Raw genomic sequence first — 17,801 nt, forward strand, 5'->3', positions numbered from 1 at the left:
GCGGCGAAACGGTGCGCGCTAGCGCAGCCGCGAGACCCGGCGCCAGCCGTAATACGCCGGCACGCCGAGCGCGATGATCAGCAGGCTCATGCCGGCGTCGCCCGGCGTACGGATCGCCGTGGCCACGATCACGCTGAACACGGTGATCACAAACACCAGCGGCAGCAGCGGATAGAGCGGCACCCGATACGGCGACGGCTGATCGGCGAAATGCCGGCGATACCAGAACAGCGTGCCGATGCCGAACACGTGCGCCAGCCACTCGCCCACGGTGGTGTAGTCGAGCAGCTGGTTGAAGCTGCCGGAGACGGTCAGCACGATCGCCCACGCACCCAGCGCGGCGAGCGCGATTTGCGGCGCGCGCGTGCGCGGATCGATGCGCCCGGCCGCGCGAAAGAACATGCCGTCGGCGCCCATCGTCTGCAACACGCGCGCGCCGCCGGCGATGGCGATGTTGCAATAGCCGAACGCCGAACAGGCGATGCCGATGGCGATCACCGTGGCACCGCTTTCGCCAAACAGCCGACGCATCAAGTCCGCCGCCGGCGCGTGGCTGGCGGCCAGTCCGGCGTGACCGAGGCCCGCCAGATACGCAAAGTTGACCAACACATAGCAGATCACCACGCCGGCCATGCCCATGCCGAGCGCGCGCGGCAGCGTGCGCTGCGGGTTGCGCACTTCGCCGGCCAAATCGTTGAGGTAGTGAAACCCACCGTAAGTAAACAACACCGGCAGCAGCGCACCGACAAAGGCCCACGACGACACCGGGTGCGACGTGTCCACCGCCAGCGCCGTGCCCAGATGTCCACGCGCCAGCACCAGGCCGACCGCCACCAGCAGCGCGATCGCGGCGATCTTCAGCACGGTAAAAACGTTCTGCACCCAGGCGCCGGCTCGAATACCGAACAGATTGATGCCCACGATAAAGACAATGCCGCCGGCCGCTACCGGCTTTACCCACAGTTCGGACAAACCTGTCGCCGTACAGAAGTAATCGGCGAAGATCGTCGCCACCGCGGCGACGCTGCCGGGATAGTTGATCAGCGCCATGGTCCAGCCGAACAGAAACGCCGGCAGCTGGCCGAAGGCCTCGCGCAGATAAACGTACGTACCGCCCGCCTGCGGCCGCCGCGCGCCCAGCTCGGCATAGCAGAGCACCCCGGCCAGGGTGAGCAGGCCACCGATCACCCACAGGCTCAGCACCTGCAGACCGGACGACGTCTGCTGGGCGATGGTGGCGGGATTGCGGAAAATGCCGGCCCCGATCACGCCGCCGATCACGATCATCGCGGCGTCCCAGGTCGTCAGGCGCCGCACATAGGCATTGGCAGGTTCAATCGACATGAGCGCTACCTTGCCATTGTGCGCGGTGTTTCAGCTAGTCCCGTGTGGCAGGGTCATCGTCGTCACCGTTCGGGCTCGAACAAACCGGCGAGTGGGCGGGCGCGTCAGTACCATGGTGGAAAGTATGGCTCGCACGCTTGACCATCCGGCGCGTGGGCGCATAGTTAGCTTTTGGCGAGCCATCGAGAAACATCGGCGCGCCGGCAACGGCACAGGCCCATCGCATGATTCCGCTCGGCACGTTACACCGATTAGGCCGCCGCATCGGCTGCACGATGCTCGCCTCCACCACGGCTGCGCTCCTGCTCCTGTGCGCCATGATGTCGCCAGCGCATGCTCTGGGCCGCACGCAGCCACCCTGGCATATCGAAAGTTTCTGCCATCGAGGTGCGCCATCAGCGCATCGATGCCTGGTACGCGCGCGCCAGGGCATTCTTGTTTTCCAACTGGCCGAGCTCGCTTCGGCGCCCAGCGTCAGCTGGAGCAACGGCGTGGCGGTGCTGGCGTCAGGTACGGACAAAGCGTCTCGGCAACTGCGCTTCTTTGTACCGCCGCAAAAGCTCAGCGTGCCCTTCACGCAAGTTCGAGCTTATGACATCGCGCAGCAGCGGGTCGCTTTGTACAGCGACGGCCAGCTGCGCGTTCGCGCGATGTTTGCCGGCGACACGGATACCAACCGTCGCGATCTGGCCGTGCTGCCCCTGCCCTCCAACATCGTCGCGGACACGCTGCAGGTGAGTTTTGAAGGACTCACCCTGCATGCGTCCTGGCGCGATCGCGACGGCCGCTCACAGCAGCGAACGCTGCCGGCCAGGAACTGACACGAAAGTCGTCCGCCTCACCCCTGCACACGAAATACGCGCAGTCGCACGGTCTAGAATCGTGTCCCGTGTTTCATCGGCCATACGCCAGCGCGCATGATCGCCCCACCCCGAAAAATTCTGCATATCGACATGGATGCGTTCTACGCGTCGGTCGAGCAGCGCGACGATCCCTCGCTGCGCGGCAAGCCGGTGGCGGTGGCCTGGCGCGGCGCGCGCTCGGTGGTCTGTGCAGCGAGCTACGAGGCTCGGGTGTTCGGCATCCGCTCGGCGATGCCTGCGCTGCGCGCGGAGCGGCTGTGCCCGCAGGTCGTCTTCGTGCCGCCGGACTTCGCGCGCTACAAGGCGGTGTCGCGCCAGATCCGCGAGATCTTTGCGCGGCACACCGAACTGATCGAGCCGCTGTCGCTGGACGAGGCCTATCTCGACGTCACCACGACACTGACCGGCCTGCCATCGGCTACGGCGACGGCCGAGGCAATCCGCGCCGCGATACGCGAAGAAACCCAGCTGACCGCATCGGCCGGCGTGGCACCGAACAAGTTTCTCGCCAAGATCGCATCGGACTGGCACAAGCCCGACGGGCTATGCGTGATTCGGCCGCACCAGATCGATGCGTTTCTCATGCCGCTGCCGGTCGGCCGTCTGCCTGGCGTGGGCAAGGTGATGGAAGCGAAGCTCGCCGTGCTCGGTGTCGCCACGGTGGGCGAGCTGCGCGCATTCGACCTGCCTGAACTGGAGCAGCGCTTCGGCCGATGGGGCCGGCGCCTTTACGAGCTGGCGCGCGGCATCGACGATCACGCCGTGCAGCCGGAGCGGGCGAGTCTGCAGATTTCCGCCGAGGACACCTTCGAACAAGACCTCACCTTGGACGAACTCGAACCGCATATCCGCCGGCTTGCCGAAAAAACCTGGGCCGGCTACCTGCGCAACAACGCGGGGTCGGCGCAGGCCCGTGTGGCGCGCACTGTCGTGCTGAAGCTGAAGACGTCCGACTTCCGCACGCTGACGCGCAGCCTCACGCCCGTACAGCACCCGCAGTCGGCAACGGAGCTCGGCGACATCGCCTGCGCACTGCGCGCTCGCGTCGAGCGCCCGGAAGATGCGCTTTATCGACTCGTCGGCGTCGGCCTGGCCGGCTTCGTGGAGCGGGACAGTTATCAGGCGCAAACGGATCTTTTCGACCACCCTGGTTGACGGCCGGCCCGATCACTCGGCGTCGGGCAACGGGCTGTCGGACAGCAGGTAATCGAACGCGTAATGATGCCGGCCATCGACGATCTTGATCGCCAGCGTACCGGACAGGCCGGACAACTCGTCGGTCGCCGAATCGGGTACCACGGTAACACTCAACGACTGCGTACCCTGCGCCATGGTGCCGCTGTGCTGTAAGGCGAACGAGCCCCGGCGGCCGTGCAGCGTGCCGGTGACGCGCTCCATCGCCACATACCCTGCCGAGCCTTCGACCGCGGTGCGTACCGCCAGCATCTGGCCGTTGCTCGTCGCCTCGAGGTCGCCGCTGAATATCTTGTCCAGCGCCATGCGGGCGATGCTGGCGTCGCCGACGTTTTTCTCCGGCGTCTGGGGAGTCATCTTCACTTCGAAGGTGCCGCTAGCGAGCTTCGTCATCGTCGTTCCCGATACGTTTTGTCGCTGAAGTCTAACGCCGATAGCGCTTGAGCACTGGTTAGCTGCGGGATAAGCCATCACAGCGCTGGCTAGCGGCGAGCCGGACTTTTTAATCTCATTAAATGTCGGCTCCTGAACAGCGCACGATATATAGCTTGCAATTAAATAGCGCGCTATGTATATTGCGAGCCCATGAAGCCAAAGACTATGCCCACACCATCCACCAAGTCGATGCTGCAGCTCGATCAGCAGCTGTGCTTTGCGCTGTATTCGGCGAGCCTCGCCATGAACAAGGTGTACCGCACGCTGCTGGCCAAGCTCCGACTCACCTACCCGCAGTACTTGGTGATGCTGGTGCTGTGGGAGCGCGATGCGCTGACCGTGTCGGAGATCGGCGAACGCCTCTACCTCGATTCCGCCACGCTGACACCGCTGCTCAAACGGCTGGAAGCAGCGGGGCTATTGGACCGCGCGCGTTCGGCCGAGGACGAACGTCAGGTGATCATCTCGCTGACGGCGGAGGGCCGCGCGCTGAAAAGGCAGGCGGGCAGTGTGCCTTCAGAAGTGTTTTGCGCCACCGGCTGTGAGGTGGACGAACTGCTGGCTCTCAAAACGCAGCTGAACGGCTTGCGCGAACGGCTGGCCAACAACAGCTGAGCGCACGCTGCACGAACTTTAAACAGCCAGAAATGCACAACGAACCGAAGACGCTCAAGCACATCGACCGGTTTTCCATCCCATGTTCCACTGACTCACCCACCCCCAAAAGGAGACGCCCCATGTCTATCGAAAAAGTTGCCTACCGCGCTCATGCCAAGGCCCAAGGTGGCCGCGACGGTCGCGCCGTGTCGTCCGACAAGGTGCTGGACGTCAAGCTGACCACACCGAAAGAACTCGGCGGCGCCGGCGGCGACGGCACCAACCCGGAGCAGCTGTTTGCCGCGGGCTATTCCGCCTGCTTCCTCGGCGCGCTGAAGTACGTGGCCGGCCAGCAGAAAATCGCCCTGCCCGCCGACACCACGGTCGAAGGCGATGTCGGTATCGGCCCGATCCCGACCGGCTTCGGCATCGAAGTGGCTTTGAAGATCACCATCCCGGGCCTCGACCATGCCCAGGCCGAAGCGCTGGTGGAGAAGGCGCATGTTGTATGCCCTTACTCGAACGCCACGCGCGGCAATATCGACGTCACGCTGACGGTTGCCTAAGCGAGCAGTGAGTCATGCCGATGTGCTCCGTGCACGTCGGTGGCTCTCAAAACACCATGCCGGCCGCACTCGATGCGAGCCGGCATTTTTTGTTCCGTATATGCGCGAAAACAACCTCGAAACGGCTAAGGTGAGCACAGCCACGGAGCCTGCCATGACGACTGAATCCCAGCCCCTATCCATCGCCGTATTGCTCGGCACAGTACGCCACGAACGCATGGGCATACGCGCCGCAAGCTTGGTCATGAGGTCGCTGGAAGAACGCGGCCACGAAGCGGTGCTGGTCGACCCCATGCGTCCGCCGCTGCCTCTGCTGGACCGCATGTACAAGGAGTACGACGCCGGCACGGCGCCTGAGGTCTTGGAGACCCTGGCGACGCTGTACCGCCGCGTCGACGGTTTTCTGATCGTCAGCGCCGAATACAACCACGGCATACCGCCAGCGATGAAGAATCTGCTGGATCACTTCCTCGAGGAATATTTCTGGCGGCCGTCCGGCATCGTCTGCTATTCGCAGGGCCAATTCGGCGGCGTTCGCGCAGCGATGGCGCTGAGAGCGACGTTGGCAGAACTGGGCATGCCCAGCGTGCCTAGCCTTTGCCCGATTCCGCATATCGGCAAAACGCTGGATGAGGGCGGCAAACCGACTGATCCGCACACGCAGAAATCGCTCGATCGTTTCCTAGAGGAATTTTTCTGGTACGCGCGTGCGCTGAAGCGGGAGCGTGCGTTGGGTACCCCGTACTGACGAAGGCTGCACCCCGACAAACACCCATAAAAAAGCCCGGACGATAGGCGCGTCCGGGCTATGAGTGGCGAACTCTCGAACCCAGTTCGTCAGTCGTTGACTTCTTCGCAGCGGCGTTCGGTCGTGTAGTAAGCCTTTTTGTTCTGCGCGTTTTTCTGCACCTGATTGCCGACAACGCCGCCGGCCACAGCGCCACCGACGGTCGCCAGGGTCTTGCCCTTGCCACCGCCAACCTGATGTCCAAGCAGACCGCCCGCGACCGCACCGACGCCGGTGCCGATGAGACGATGGTTGTCCTGCGACTGAATATGTTTGACTCGCACGTTGTGACAGACTTGTCGCGCCTGCAACGACGTCGCCCCAAACATCCCAAGCGCCAGACCAGCTGTAAGAACTAGTGTCTTTTTCATCGCTAACTCTCCAATCACGTAGAAACTATTGATAGCCTGCACTGCGTGACGGGTGAGTCAAGCCCGGCGCTGCCCGCTTCAGCGCGGCTTGGACGAATGGGACATGAATTTCGGGTAGCCATATCTGTCAGCAGCAAAAACGACACTTAATGACCATTTCAACCCAACCTGCAGCAGCCCACACCACCAAGCCCCTCAAGAGTTGGTGTGTGTATCTGATCGAGTGCCGCAACGGCAGCTACTACGCGGGCATCACCAATCGGCTCGACGCACGCTACGCCGCCCATGTCGCCGGTCGCGGCGCACGCTATACACGCGCCAACCCACCGCTGCGACTGCTTGGATTTCGCAGTTTCCCTGATCGATCAAGCGCGTCGCGCGCAGAATGGCAGATCAAGCAACTGCCGCGGGAAAAGAAACTGCAATTTCTAGAAAGTTGAAGGTCGCCGGATGACGCCTCAGCTTGCGTATCTCGAATGAGGGGAACCTTAGCAGCGGTAGACGGCAAACGCTTCGCGCATCGCATCGGGAGTGGGACGCCCAGCGCAGAGTGAGCTCACCCGTCAGGGCTCCAGCTTGATTTTCTTTCCCGTATAAGCCGACATCATGCATGCGTAATCGACCATAGGCGGCAAGTCCATTGCTGCGCGGCGTTTGTCCAGATTCGCCATATCTTCAGTCGGTTGAAGTTTCATGCTTGAACCATCGGTATCCTGATCGAACTGACTTCCATAGCGCTGGGGCTTGCCCTGTGCGCGCAATACGCGATCAGTCAGTAAAGCCACATCGCTTCCACTGATCATCCCTTGATCATGAAGCGCCACCAGCTGAGGCAAAACCTGCGACTGCAGCACCGGGTCTAGATCAGCGTGTTGAATCAGCAGGAACGCGGCCTTGAACCCGTCGACGCCGACTTGCGAGGGCTTCGGAAATCCCTGCCGCTGGATGATCGGCTTGAATGCCGCCAGATTTTTAGCATCGACCGCCAACATTTTCTTGAGAGCATCCTGTGATTGAAAGCCCGACTTTGCGACAGCCTCTCGTGCAGCTTGATCGGGCTTCACCATAGCCAAAAGTTGCCGGCGTAACTGAGGATTAGTCGGCTTTCCAAAAGCCGCCGTAAGGCGTGCCGCCTGATTGTTCTCTGACCATTGCGGGTGAGCGCTTTCCCATGCGGACAAACCTGGACAACGCTGTTCAATTGGCGCGTGAACGGCGTCACTGGCGTGTGACGCGACGATAGAGGTAGCCAGTAAGACAGCACAAAAAATCGAACGACGTGCCACAGGAAAATTCCTATTTTTTCTTGGGCATGTACAAGTCGGTGATCGTGCCTTCGTAGATTTCCGCGGCCATGCCGACGGACTCGCTCAGCGTCGGGTGCGGGTGGATGGTGAGGCCGATATCGGCCGCTTCGCTACCCATCTCGATCGCCAGCGTCACTTCGGAAATCAGGTCGCCGGCGTGCTGGCCGACGATGCCGCCACCGACGATGCGATGAGTTTCCTCATCGAACAGCAGCTTCGTGAAGCCTTCGGTGCGATCGTTGCCGATGGCGCGACCGCTGGCGGCCCAGGGGAATTTCGCCACGCCGACCTTCAGGCCTTTTTCTTTCGCTTCGCGCTCGCTGACGCCGACCCAGGCGATTTCCGGATCGGTGTACGCCACCGACGGAATCACTCGCGCATCGAAATAGCTCTTGTGTCCGGCCACCGCTTCGGCGGCGACCTTGGCTTCATGCGTGGCTTTGTGCGCCAGCATCGGCTGGCCGACCAGATCGCCGATGGCGAAGATGTGCGGCACGTTCGTGCGCATCTGATTGTCGACCGTGATGAAACCGCGCTCGCTGACGCTGACGCCAGCCTTGTCGGCGCCGATCTTGCCGCCGTTGGGTGAGCGGCCGACGGATACCAGCACACGGTCGAACAGCGTCGCTTCCGGCACGCTGTCACCTTCGTAGCTGACCTCGATGCCTTTCTTGGTCGCCTTGGCCTCGACCACCTTGGTCTTGAGATGGATGCCCTTGAGGCGCTTGCCCATGCGCTGCGCCAGCGGTTTGATCAGGTCGGCGTCGGCGCCGGGGATCAGCTGATCCATGAACTCGACCACGGTCACTTCGCTTCCTAGCGCTGAATACACGGTGGCCATTTCCAGGCCGATGATGCCGCCACCGACGACGAGCAGCTTCTTCGGCACGTCCTTCAGTTCGAGTGCACCGGTGGAATCGATGATGCGCTCGTCGTCCCACGGGAACGAGGGCAGCTTCACCGACTGCGAGCCGGCCGCAATGATGGCGTTTTCGAAGCGGATAAGCTTCTTGCCATCCTTCGTCTGGACTTCCAGTTCATTCGGCGAAATGAATGCGCCGGTGCCCTCGACCGTGCGCACTTTGCGCTGCTTGGCCATCGACGTGAGACCGCCGGTAAGCTTGCCCACCACCTTGGTCTTGAACTCGCGCAGCTTGTCGATCTCGATGGTCGGCTTGCCGAAGGTGATGCCGTGTACGGCCATCGCCTCGGCTTCGTCGATCACGGCAGCGGCGTGCAGCAGGGCCTTGGATGGAATGCAGCCCACGTTGAGGCAGACGCCGCCGAGCGTGGCATAGCGCTCGACCAACACGGTGTCGACGCCGAGATCGGCCGCGCGGAATGCGGCGGTATAGCCGCCCGGGCCGGAGCCCAGCACGACGAGTTTGCATTCGATATCGGCCTTGCGACCGGATTCACCGGCGGCCTTCACTGCTGGCGCGGTCGGCTTGCTGCTGTCGGCGGCCGGCGAAGGCGCGGCTTGGGACGCTTCGGGCTTGCTTGGCTCCGCTTTCGGGGCAGACTGTTTGGGCGCGTCGGATGGTGCAGCTTCCGGAGCCACTGCAGCATCGGCCGCCGTCTCGACGATGGCAATCACGCTGCCTTCGGAAACCTCGTCGCCGACCTTGAGCTTGATCTCCTTGATCACGCCCGCGACGCTGGTCGGAATCTCCATGGTCGCCTTGTCCGATTCCAGCGTGACCAGGCTCTGTTCCTTGGTGACCGCGTCGCCGACCTGCACCAGAATTTCGATGACCGGCACGCTGCCGTTGCCGCCGATGTCGGGGACTTTGATTTCGATAGTGTTGGCCATGGGAGAGCATCCTTCTTTAGTCGCTCGCGGCACGAACGGCGCGTAGCTTGAGTATGGGTCTGGCACAGGCAGGAGGAGGTCGACCGACCGCTCTCACCCTGGCGCCTCCCCCACCGGGAGAGGCGCCGAAACGTCAGAGCAGCAGGCGGCGAATATCACCCAGCTGAATAGCCAGGAAGGCCGCAAAACGCGCGGCCAGCGCGCCGTCGATGACGCGATGGTCGTAGCTCAGCGACAGCGGCAGCAGCAAACGCGGCGCGAATTCCTTGCCGTTCCAGACGGGCTTCATCGCGGCCTTGGAGACGCCGAGAATCGCCACTTCCGGCGCGTTGACGATCGGCGTGAAGCCGGTGCCACCGATGCCGCCCAGCGAGCTGATCGAGAAGCAGCCGCCGGACATCTCGGCCGGGCCCAGCTTCTTTTCGCGCGCCTTTTTCGAGATCTCGCCCAGCTCGCGCGCCAGGTCGAGCAGACCCTTCTTGTCGCAATCGCGAATCACCGGCACGACCAGGCCATCGGGCGTATCGACCGCGATGCCGATATGGAAATATTTTTTCAGAATGAGTTTTTCGCCGGACTCGTCCAGCGAGGCGTTGAACTGCGGAAACTGCTTCAGCGCCGCGACTACGGCCTTGATCTGGAACACCAGCGGGGTGACCTTCAGATCCTTGTTCTCTTCGCCGAGCTTCTTGCGGAAGGCCTCCAGCTCGGTGATGTCGGCATCGTCATGCTGGGTGACGTGCGGAATCATCGCCCAGTTGCGCGCCAGGTTGGCGCCGGAAATCTTCTGGATGCGCGAGAGCGGCTTTTCTTCGATCTCGCCGAATTTGGAGAAGTCGATCTTCGGCCACAGCAACAGGTTGAGGCCTCCGACCGAGGCCGAGGCATTGCCGACGACCGGGCGAGCGCCCGACGCCAATGCATGCTTCACGTAATCGCTGACGTCCTCGCGCTGGATGCGGCCGCCACGGCCGCTGCCCTTGACCTGAGCGATGTCCACGCCAAGCTCGCGGGCGAATGCGCGGATGGCTGGGCTCGCGTACGGCGCGTCGCCAGGCATCACGATGGTGGCATCGAGCGGCGGACGCGCGCTCGGGGCAGCGTCGCCCTCGGGCGCATTGCCCGGCAGCACGGCGCGGCCGCCGATGGGCGCGGGTTTTTCGGCAACCGGTTGGGTCTCTGCAACCTTTTCCGGCTCGGCCTTCGGTGCCTCGGCCTGAGCCGGCGCGGCGGCCTTGGCGGGCGCAGCGGCTGCCGAACCCGCGTCATCGGCTTCGATGATGGCGATAAGCGTGCCCTCGCCCACCTCGTCGCCCACTTTGACCTTCACTTCCTTCACTATGCCGGCAAACGGCGCAGGGACTTCCATGGTGGCCTTGTCCGATTCCAGCGTGATCAGGCTTTGTTCTTTTTCGACGCGATCGCCGGCTTTGACCAGCACTTCAATGATCGGAACGTCGGACTGGCCGATATCGGGAACGCGGGCTTCTTTCAGATCAGCCATGGGGACTCCTGCTGTGGGGTGGCGTGCCGCCTGGGGATGGCGGTCGCGGGCAAGGCCACCATCATAACGAACGCCTGCGCCATACGTCTGCCTTGACAGCACTATCGGAGCCTGAAGGCAGTCACCATGCGCGTGCGTATGCATGACCTTGAGCGCACGCAAAACCTCGATCGATGCCCTACGCTGAACTCACTCTCGCCACTACGCGCACGCTGCGCACCCGGCCAAGGAAGCCAAGCATGCTGACCATTCGCGACCTGTCGAAGACCTACGCCAACGGCGTGCGCGCGCTGCGCAGCGTGTCGCTGGAGATTCCGCACGGCATGTTCGGCCTGCTCGGCCCCAACGGCGCAGGCAAGTCGTCGCTGATGCGCACCATCGCCACGCTGCAGGATCCGGATGCCGGCAGCATCACGCTCGACGGCGTCGATCTGCTGGCCGACAAACAGGCCACCCGGCGCAAGCTCGGCTATCTGCCGCAGGAGTTCGGCGTATATCCGAAGGTATCGGCCGAGGCGATGCTCGATCACTTCGCCGTGCTGAAAGGCGTCACGGTAAAGACCGAACGGCGCGAACTGGTCGAGTCGCTGCTGCGTCAGGTCAATCTGTGGGACGTGCGCAAGCGCAAGCTCGGCACCTACTCCGGCGGCATGCGCCAGCGCTTCGGCATCGCCCAGGCGCTGATCGGCGACCCGCGACTGGTGATCGTCGACGAGCCCACGGCCGGGCTCGACCCGGAAGAGCGCAACCGCTTTCTCAATCTGCTGGCGGAAATCGGCGAACGCGTGGTGGTGATTCTTTCCACGCATATCGTGGAGGACGTGACCGACCTGTGCCCGCGCATGGCGATCATCGCGCAGGGCCAGGTACTGCTCAGCGGCGAGCCGCTGGAAGCGATCCGCTCGCTCGACGGTCGCGTCTGGCGCCGCAGCATCGACAAGGCCGAACTGGACGGCTATCGCGCGCGCATGAACATTCTGTCGACCCGACTTGCCGGCGGTCGCACCGTGCTGCATGTGCTAGCCGATTCACAGCCAGGCGAGGGTTTCGAGTCCGTGGCGCCTGATCTGGAAGACGTGTATTTCGGAAGGCTGCGCGCCCAGGGCGCCGTGGCGCAGGCGGCTTGATGCTTTCGCTTTCTCGCGCCCTTATTCCGCACTCACTTATCTCACCGTCAACGACCGCACAGCGACAGGAACATTGATGTTCTTCGAAATCCTCCGATTCGAATGGCGCCAGCAGCTGAAGGCACCGCTGTTTTGGGTCGTTGCGCTGGTCTTCGGCGCACTGGCGTTTACCCTGGTCAGCACCGATGCCGTCGTCATCGGCGGCGCCAGCGGCAATGTGCTGCGCAATGCGCCTACGGTGATCGTGCGGCTATTGAGCGCGCTCACCGTACTGAGCATGTTTCTGGTGACGCTGTTCGTCGCCGGCGCAGCGCTGCGCGACTTTGACCTGCGCACCGCCGAGCTTTTTTTCAGCACGCCGATCAGCCGCGGCGCCTATCTCGGCGGGCGCTTCGCCGCGGGCTATCTGGCGTCGCTGGCAATCATGCTGGCCTGTGCGTTGGGCATCGCTGTCGGCGGTTTTATGCCGTGGATCGACACGGTAAGGCTCGGCCCCGCCAGCTGGCACGGCTATGCCTGGGCGTTCGGCGTGATGGTGATACCCGACATGCTGTTCATCGCCTCGTTGCTGTTTTTGTTGGCCACTACCACGCGCTCGCTGCTGGCGACCTATGTCGGCGTGATCGTCTACTTCGTGCTGCAAAGCGTGGTTGGCCAGCTGACCAAGGACGTCAACAATCATTTCGTCGCGGCGATGCTCGATCCGTTCGGCGCGCGCACCATGTCCTTGGTCACACGCTACTGGTCGGCATATCAGTCCAACCACGAATTACCGGCGCTGGAGGGCGTGCTGCTGTTCAACCGGCTGCTATGGAGTACCGTCAGCGTGGTGATGCTGGCAGCAGCCTTTGCGCTGTTTCGGCCGAATCGCGAAGGCATGCAGTTGCCCCGCCGCAAGAAGCGCGCGGAGCCGCCCATGCTGCGGCCGCTGTCTACCGCCGCGTCATTGACTTTGCCAGCCGTGCACCTCTCCGATGACGCGCGAACGCACTGGCTGCAGCTGCGCAAACTGTTCGTGTTCGACACGCTGGGCGTACTGCGCGGCGCGCCGTTCCTGATCATGCTGGTCCTTGGCGTGGCCAACGTGATGGGCGCCTTTCTGCTGTCCGGCCAGATCTACGGCACCTCGACCTATCCCGTCACGCATCAGGTGCTGGAGAACATTCGCGGCGGCTATCAGTGGTTGCTGTACATCATCATCACCTTCTACGCCGGCGAGCTGGTGTGGCGCGAGCGCAGCCAGCGCTCGGCCGAAGTCAGCGACGCCTTTCCGCTGCCTAACTGGATACCGCTGAGCGCCAAGCTCGGTGCGCTGACGACGGTCGTCGCGACGTTCCTGCTGGTCGGCGCGCTGGTCGGGGTTGTCTGGCAGCTAGGTCACGGCTATACGCATATCGAGCCAGGCCTCTATCTTGGCTCGGTGGCGCTGGATGCCATTCCTTTCCTGTTGCTGGCTGCGCTGGCGCTGTTTCTGCAGGTGATCTCGAACAACAAGTTTCTCGGTTATCTGCTGACCATCGTATGGCTGGTCGCGCAGATCGGCTTTGGCCTGCTGCACTGGGAACAGAATCTGTACAACTACGGCAGCGCGCCGGACACGCCATATTCGGATATGAACGGCTTCGGCCATTTCCTGAAAGCCGCACTGTGGTTCGACTTCTACTGGGCCAGCTGCGCCGTCGTACTGCTGGTGCTGGCCGCACTGTTCTGGGTGCGTGGCACCGCTGATGCCTGGCGCGACCGCCTGCGCGAAGCAAGTATGCGCCTGCGCGCGCCGGCTGCGTCTGCGCTGATTCTGGCCCTGCTTGCCTTTGTCGGCAGCGGTGCCTGGATCTACTACAACACCAACGTGCTCAACCACTACCAGAGCAGCGCCGACAAGCTGCAGCAGCACGCCGATTACGAAAAGAAATACGCGAAATACAAGGATCTACCGCAGCCGCGCATCACCGCGGTGAAGGCCGACGTGGACATCTATCCGAACGAACGCAGGCTGGCGTTTCGCGGCCAGTACACGCTCACGAACAAACACGCTGCACCGATCAGCGAACTGCATGTGAACTTTGCCGATCAGTTCACCGTCAAGTCGCTTCAGTTTGCGCCGCATGAAACGGTGAGCGAAGACAAGTCGCTTGGCTACACGATTTACCGGCTGAAAACGCCGTTGGCTCCGGGCGCCTCAATGACTTTCGACTTCGCACTCGAATACGCGCCCAGAGGTTTCACGAACAGCCCGGAAGGCCAGTTCCTTGCGTACAACGGGACCTTCTTCAACAACAGCGTCATGCCGCAGTTCGGTTACCAGAGCAGCGAGCAGATTACCGACCGCAACGATCGCCGCAAATACGGCCTGAGCGCTGAAGTGCCGCGCATGCCCAGGCTCGGCGACGAAAAAGCGCGTGCGAATACCTATCTCAGCAACGACGCGGACTGGATCAGCTTCGATACCACGGTATCGACCTCAGCCGATCAGATCGCCGTAGCGCCGGGCTATCTGCAAAAAGAGTGGACGGCGAACGGCCGGCACTATTTCCACTACACCATGAATCAGGACGCCAATACCAAAGACAGCGTGGATCAGCCGATGCTGCCGTTCTTCGCCTACCTCTCCGCGCGCTATGCGGTGAAACACGAGCTGTGGAAAGGCGTGGATATTTCGGTCTACTACAACCCCGCGCACGCCTGGAACGTCGACCGAATGATCCAGGGCGCCAAGGATGCGCTCGATTATTACGACGCCAACTACACGCCCTACCAGTTCCACCAGCTGCGCATTCTGGAGTTTCCCAACTACAGCAGTTTTGCGCAGTCGTTCGCCAACACCATTCCGTTCTCCGAATCGATCGGCTTCATCGCCGATCTGCGCGACACCCGCAAGATCGACTATGTCTACTACGTCACCGCGCACGAGGTTGCGCACCAGTGGTGGGCGCACCGGGTAATTGGCGCCAATATGCAGGGCTCGACCATGCTGAGCGAATCACTGGCGCAGTATTCGGCGCTGATGGTGATGAAGCAAAAGTATGGCGCCACCCAGATGCGAAAGTTTCTGAAGTACGAGCTGGACGCCTATCTGGCCGGCCGCGGCACCGAGAAGGTCGCCGAGGAGCCGCTGGCGAAAGTGGAGAACCAGCAGTACATACATTACCGTAAAGGTTCGCTGGTGTTCTATGCGCTGCAGGACTACGTCGGCGAAGCCGTGCTGAACAAAATGCTTAAGCAGTTTCTGATCGACAAGGGCTTTCAACAACCGCCCTACACCACCTCAAAGGAATTCATGGATGCGCTGGGCCGCGCCGTCGACCCGAAGTGGGAGCCGCTGCTGGACGACCTGTTCTGGAATATCACCCTGTTCGATAACCGCATCACCGACGCGACAGCGAAAAAACTGTCCGACGGCAAATACGAAGTAACGATGAAGGTTCACGCCGGCAAGGTCTATGTCGACGGTACCGGCAAGGAAACCGATGCGCCGCCGAACACGCCTATCGAAATCGGTGTGTTCGCAGCCCCGGCGCAGGCAGGTATGGACGGCCAGCCGCTCTACCTGCAGAAACGCACGCTGCCCAGTGGAGACAGCACGATCACGTTGACCGTGCCCGGCAAACCCTTCGACGCCGGCATCGATCCGTACAACGAACTGATCGACCGGGTGTCGGCTGACAACCGCAGGCCGGTCACCATCCAGCAGCCCTGATCCATCGAGTCTCCCGGATCACGGGAACGCGAGCGTCACGCCGGCCTTTTCGAGGTTCTCCTTGATCGCGCGCAACAGATCGGCTTTCACCGACCAGTTGTCCGCGGAGCGCGTCCAGCCGCGCACGATCAGGCTGACGGATTTATCGCCCAGCGCGCCGGTCCAGACGCCGGGCGCGGGATCCTTGAGAATGCGCGGGTCTTCGTCGAACAGCCGCTTGATCTCGGCCATCACGGCGCCGATATCGTCCTTGTAACCGATCGCAATCGGCAGCTCGAAGCGGCGCGTGCCGCGGCGGTTGAAGTTGAGGATCGCATCGCCGCCGACCTTGCCGTTGGGCACGATCGCTTCGCGGTTATCGGGCAGCACGATCAGCGTATGCATGAGGTTGATCGCCTCCACCGTGCCTTCGATGCTGCCCGCGGTCACGTAGTCGCCGACGCGAAACGGCCGGAACACGATCAGCAGCACGCCCCAGGCAAGATTGCTCAGCGAGCCCTGCAGCGCGAGCCCGATGGCCAAGCCCGCGGTGCCCAGCGCGGCAACCAGTGGCGCCGCCGACACGCCGGCAGTGATCAGCGCCATCACGATCAGCACGGCCACCAACACGCCGTAGATAAGGTTGCGTAAAAAACCGCTCAGCGTCACGTCGACCTGGGCCCGATGCAGCGCGCGTTCGGACACGTTGGCAAGCCGCGCGGCTACCCAAATGCCGATCAGCAGCACCAGCAGCGCGAGCAGCAAATTCAGGCCCACGTGGATGACGCTTTCCGAAAGCTTCGCTCCCAGCAATCGGTCGAGAAAATCATGCATGGCATCGGCTCGCGTGAAAAAATCGAATTCAAGCTAGCAAACCAAGCATGAAAAATTTGCTGAATGCCTCAGTGGGTCGATCCCTCTTCCATCGACTCACGCACATGCCGCAGCGAGCGTACCTCCCAAATCGCTACCACCAGCAGTACGACGGTGGTTGCCACACCGAGCGCGGCAATCGGCCACCAGGCGAGCGTCAGCGCGAGCGCGGCCAGCAAGGCCAGACCGACGAGATGCGACAGCGGCAAGTTGGTGTGGTTGACCGTTTTCTTGAATAGCGCATTGCCGAGCAGATACAACGCCGGCCCGCCGATCAATACGGCGGCCGTGATTACATCGGTGCGCTGCTGCGGATGACGCAGTGTCAGTTCATCCGCCACCGCGCACACGATGATGCCTGCCACGATCAGTAGATGCAGGTAGGTATAGGCCACGCGCGCGGTTCGACCGGGATCGTCCGACTGCCTGATCGCGCGACTGCCCCGCTCGGCGCCGAGATCGAAGTAGATCCACCACATGGCCACGCTGCCGATAAACGCGCTGATGAAGGCGAGCAGTGCAGTGGGTTGGCGCAGCGTTTCGGCAAAACTCGAGCCGGTTACCAGGACCGACTCGCCCAGTGCAATGATCACGAACTGGCTGCAGCGCTCGGCCAGATGGCCGCCATCGACGTTCCAGTCGGCGGTGCTCGACCGCCCGAGGCCCGGAACGCGAAACGTCATGGCCGGACCGAGATACTCCAGCAGTAGCGCAGCCACCCAGCACGCCGCACGCGTTTGGCCGTCCAACCAGCCACCGATCAGCCAGAGAATGCCCGATACCAGCAACCACACGGCGATGCGCTGAAAATTCCGCGTATTCGCCGGCGCCGCATCGCCAATAGCCCAAAGCATGAACAGCGTGCGACCCACCTGCATAAAGACATAGGCGCCGGCGAACAACATGCCACGCTCGCCGAATGCATCTGGAATAGCGATCGACAGCAGCAGACCCGCCAGCATCAGAGTCAGCAAGGCCACTCGAACCATCGACCGCTCCGGGTCGAGCCAGTTGGTTACCCAGCCGGTAAAAATCCAGACCCACCACACAGCCAGAAACAGCAGCAGCACCTGAAGCGCGCCGACCAAATTCAGCTGGTGCAGCAGGGTATGCGAGAGCTGGGTCACCGCGTAGACAAAGACCAGATCGAAAAACAGCTCGATATTGGTGACCTTGCTTTCCAGGTGCTCACCGCGCTGGCGCAGCAAGCTGACCTGCGGCGGCAGGCCGGCGCGCGCGAACCGGGAGTGGCCTGATGATGGGTACGGCACGTGTAAGACCCCCCGACTGTTCGCCGACTTGCTCGCGTTTATCGCACGATGCCGCAGAATTCACCACCGGGTT

The 17,801-nt window shown here is 62.4% G+C and carries 16 protein-coding genes; 8 read left to right on the forward strand and 8 right to left on the reverse strand.

Features of this window, described 5'->3' with window-relative positions; translation table 11 throughout:
- Nucleotides 1–18 precede the first annotated feature (18 nt).
- The gene (locus tag HDE78_RS07765) at nt 19–1,344 is read right to left on the reverse strand and encodes an amino acid permease (RefSeq protein ID WP_179477978.1); all 1,326 of its coding nucleotides are present in this window, start codon (nt 1,342–1,344) and stop codon (nt 19–21) included.
- Nucleotides 1,345–1,568: 224 nt separating this feature from the next.
- Between HDE78_RS07765 and HDE78_RS07770 the strand changes: the two genes are divergently transcribed.
- Together HDE78_RS07770 and dinB are read left to right on the forward strand one after the other, a co-directional pair.
- A complete protein-coding gene (locus tag HDE78_RS07770) occupies nt 1,569–2,165 on the forward strand; it encodes a hypothetical protein (protein WP_179477979.1) in 597 nt (198 codons plus the stop codon).
- Between the two features lie 96 nt (nt 2,166–2,261).
- The gene (dinB, locus tag HDE78_RS07775; RefSeq protein ID WP_179477980.1) at nt 2,262–3,362 is read left to right on the forward strand and encodes a DNA polymerase IV; all 1,101 of its coding nucleotides are present in this window, start codon (nt 2,262–2,264) and stop codon (nt 3,360–3,362) included.
- Between the two features lie 12 nt (nt 3,363–3,374).
- Here the strand turns inward: dinB and HDE78_RS07780 are convergent, their stop codons facing one another.
- Nucleotides 3,375–3,794, reverse strand: coding sequence for a DUF3224 domain-containing protein (locus HDE78_RS07780; RefSeq protein WP_179477981.1), 420 nt, complete (start codon nt 3,792–3,794; stop codon nt 3,375–3,377).
- 192 nt (nt 3,795–3,986) lie between these two features.
- On the opposite strand from HDE78_RS07780, the gene HDE78_RS07785 reads away from it, so the two are divergent.
- From HDE78_RS07785 to HDE78_RS07795, 3 genes are all read left to right on the forward strand, one after another.
- Nucleotides 3,987–4,451 (forward strand): MarR family transcriptional regulator, encoded by a 465-nt coding sequence (locus HDE78_RS07785; protein WP_218862155.1) that lies wholly within the window; start codon nt 3,987–3,989, stop codon nt 4,449–4,451.
- 122 nt (nt 4,452–4,573) lie between these two features.
- Nucleotides 4,574–4,999, forward strand: coding sequence for an organic hydroperoxide resistance protein (locus HDE78_RS07790; RefSeq protein ID WP_179477982.1), 426 nt, complete (start codon nt 4,574–4,576; stop codon nt 4,997–4,999).
- A gap of 154 nt (nt 5,000–5,153) precedes the next feature.
- Nucleotides 5,154–5,747, forward strand: coding sequence for an NADPH-dependent FMN reductase (locus HDE78_RS07795; protein WP_179477983.1), 594 nt, complete (start codon nt 5,154–5,156; stop codon nt 5,745–5,747).
- A gap of 89 nt (nt 5,748–5,836) precedes the next feature.
- Here HDE78_RS07795 and HDE78_RS07800 read toward each other — a convergent pair whose 3' ends face one another.
- On the reverse strand, nt 5,837–6,157 hold the full coding sequence (locus HDE78_RS07800; RefSeq protein WP_179477984.1) for a glycine zipper 2TM domain-containing protein: 321 nt from the start codon (nt 6,155–6,157) through the stop codon (nt 5,837–5,839).
- 149 nt (nt 6,158–6,306) lie between these two features.
- On the opposite strand from HDE78_RS07800, the gene HDE78_RS07805 reads away from it, so the two are divergent.
- Nucleotides 6,307–6,597 carry a GIY-YIG nuclease family protein gene (locus HDE78_RS07805; protein ID WP_179477985.1) on the forward strand — a complete coding sequence of 97 codons (291 nt, stop codon included), beginning with the start codon at nt 6,307–6,309 and terminating at the stop codon, nt 6,595–6,597.
- 123 nt (nt 6,598–6,720) lie between these two features.
- On the opposite strand, the gene HDE78_RS07810 is transcribed toward HDE78_RS07805, so the two are convergent.
- The 3 genes from HDE78_RS07810 to aceF form a co-directional block, all read right to left on the reverse strand.
- Entirely contained in the window at nt 6,721–7,443 is a 723-nt protein-coding gene (locus HDE78_RS07810; protein ID WP_179477986.1) for a DUF6624 domain-containing protein, read from the reverse strand.
- A 10-nt stretch (nt 7,444–7,453) separates the two neighbouring features.
- Complete coding sequence (lpdA, locus tag HDE78_RS07815; protein WP_179477987.1) at nt 7,454–9,277, reverse strand: dihydrolipoyl dehydrogenase; 1,824 nt, start codon at nt 9,275–9,277, stop codon at nt 7,454–7,456.
- Nucleotides 9,278–9,410: 133 nt separating this feature from the next.
- The gene (aceF, locus tag HDE78_RS07820; RefSeq protein WP_179478482.1) at nt 9,411–10,925 is read right to left on the reverse strand and encodes a dihydrolipoyllysine-residue acetyltransferase; all 1,515 of its coding nucleotides are present in this window, start codon (nt 10,923–10,925) and stop codon (nt 9,411–9,413) included.
- Between the two features lie 95 nt (nt 10,926–11,020).
- Here aceF and HDE78_RS07825 point away from each other — a divergent pair, with 95 nt between their 5' ends.
- Complete coding sequence (locus HDE78_RS07825) at nt 11,021–11,908, forward strand: ABC transporter ATP-binding protein (protein ID WP_179477988.1); 888 nt, start codon at nt 11,021–11,023, stop codon at nt 11,906–11,908.
- A 76-nt stretch (nt 11,909–11,984) separates the two neighbouring features.
- Nucleotides 11,985–15,605 (forward strand): M1 family aminopeptidase, encoded by a 3,621-nt coding sequence (locus HDE78_RS07830; RefSeq protein ID WP_179477989.1) that lies wholly within the window; start codon nt 11,985–11,987, stop codon nt 15,603–15,605.
- An 18-nt stretch (nt 15,606–15,623) separates the two neighbouring features.
- Here the strand turns inward: HDE78_RS07830 and HDE78_RS07835 are convergent, their stop codons facing one another.
- Together HDE78_RS07835 and HDE78_RS07840 are read right to left on the reverse strand one after the other, a co-directional pair.
- Entirely contained in the window at nt 15,624–16,418 is a 795-nt protein-coding gene (locus tag HDE78_RS07835; protein WP_179477990.1) for a mechanosensitive ion channel domain-containing protein, read from the reverse strand.
- Between the two features lie 68 nt (nt 16,419–16,486).
- Nucleotides 16,487–17,728 (reverse strand): low temperature requirement protein A, encoded by a 1,242-nt coding sequence (locus HDE78_RS07840; protein WP_345776042.1) that lies wholly within the window; start codon nt 17,726–17,728, stop codon nt 16,487–16,489.
- Between the last annotated feature and the right edge of the window lie 73 nt (nt 17,729–17,801).

Origin of the sequence: Rhodanobacter sp. K2T2 (genome assembly GCF_013408815.1) — a bacterium.
Lineage (GTDB): Bacteria > Pseudomonadota > Gammaproteobacteria > Xanthomonadales > Rhodanobacteraceae > Rhodanobacter.

Excerpts from the sequence above, each read along its gene's own strand:
- HDE78_RS07765 (WP_179477978.1), bottom strand. The coding sequence starts at position 1,344 with ATGTCGATTGAACCTGCCAATGCCTATGTGCGGCGCCTGACGACCTGG.
- HDE78_RS07770 (WP_179477979.1), top strand. The coding sequence starts at position 1,569 with ATGATTCCGCTCGGCACGTTACACCGATTAGGCCGCCGCATCGGCTGC.
- dinB (WP_179477980.1), top strand. The coding sequence starts at position 2,262 with ATGATCGCCCCACCCCGAAAAATTCTGCATATCGACATGGATGCGTTC.
- HDE78_RS07780 (WP_179477981.1), bottom strand. The coding sequence starts at position 3,794 with ATGACGAAGCTCGCTAGCGGCACCTTCGAAGTGAAGATGACTCCCCAG.
- HDE78_RS07785 (WP_218862155.1), top strand. The coding sequence starts at position 3,987 with ATGAAGCCAAAGACTATGCCCACACCATCCACCAAGTCGATGCTGCAG.
- HDE78_RS07790 (WP_179477982.1), top strand. The coding sequence starts at position 4,574 with ATGTCTATCGAAAAAGTTGCCTACCGCGCTCATGCCAAGGCCCAAGGT.
- HDE78_RS07795 (WP_179477983.1), top strand. The coding sequence starts at position 5,154 with ATGACGACTGAATCCCAGCCCCTATCCATCGCCGTATTGCTCGGCACA.
- HDE78_RS07800 (WP_179477984.1), bottom strand. The coding sequence starts at position 6,157 with ATGAAAAAGACACTAGTTCTTACAGCTGGTCTGGCGCTTGGGATGTTT.
- HDE78_RS07805 (WP_179477985.1), top strand. The coding sequence starts at position 6,307 with ATGACCATTTCAACCCAACCTGCAGCAGCCCACACCACCAAGCCCCTC.
- lpdA (WP_179477987.1), bottom strand. The coding sequence starts at position 9,277 with ATGGCCAACACTATCGAAATCAAAGTCCCCGACATCGGCGGCAACGGC.
- aceF (WP_179478482.1), bottom strand. The coding sequence starts at position 10,925 with ATGCATACGCACGCGCATGGTGACTGCCTTCAGGCTCCGATAGTGCTG.
- HDE78_RS07825 (WP_179477988.1), top strand. The coding sequence starts at position 11,021 with ATGCTGACCATTCGCGACCTGTCGAAGACCTACGCCAACGGCGTGCGC.
- HDE78_RS07830 (WP_179477989.1), top strand. The coding sequence starts at position 11,985 with ATGTTCTTCGAAATCCTCCGATTCGAATGGCGCCAGCAGCTGAAGGCA.
- HDE78_RS07835 (WP_179477990.1), bottom strand. The coding sequence starts at position 16,418 with ATGCATGATTTTCTCGACCGATTGCTGGGAGCGAAGCTTTCGGAAAGC.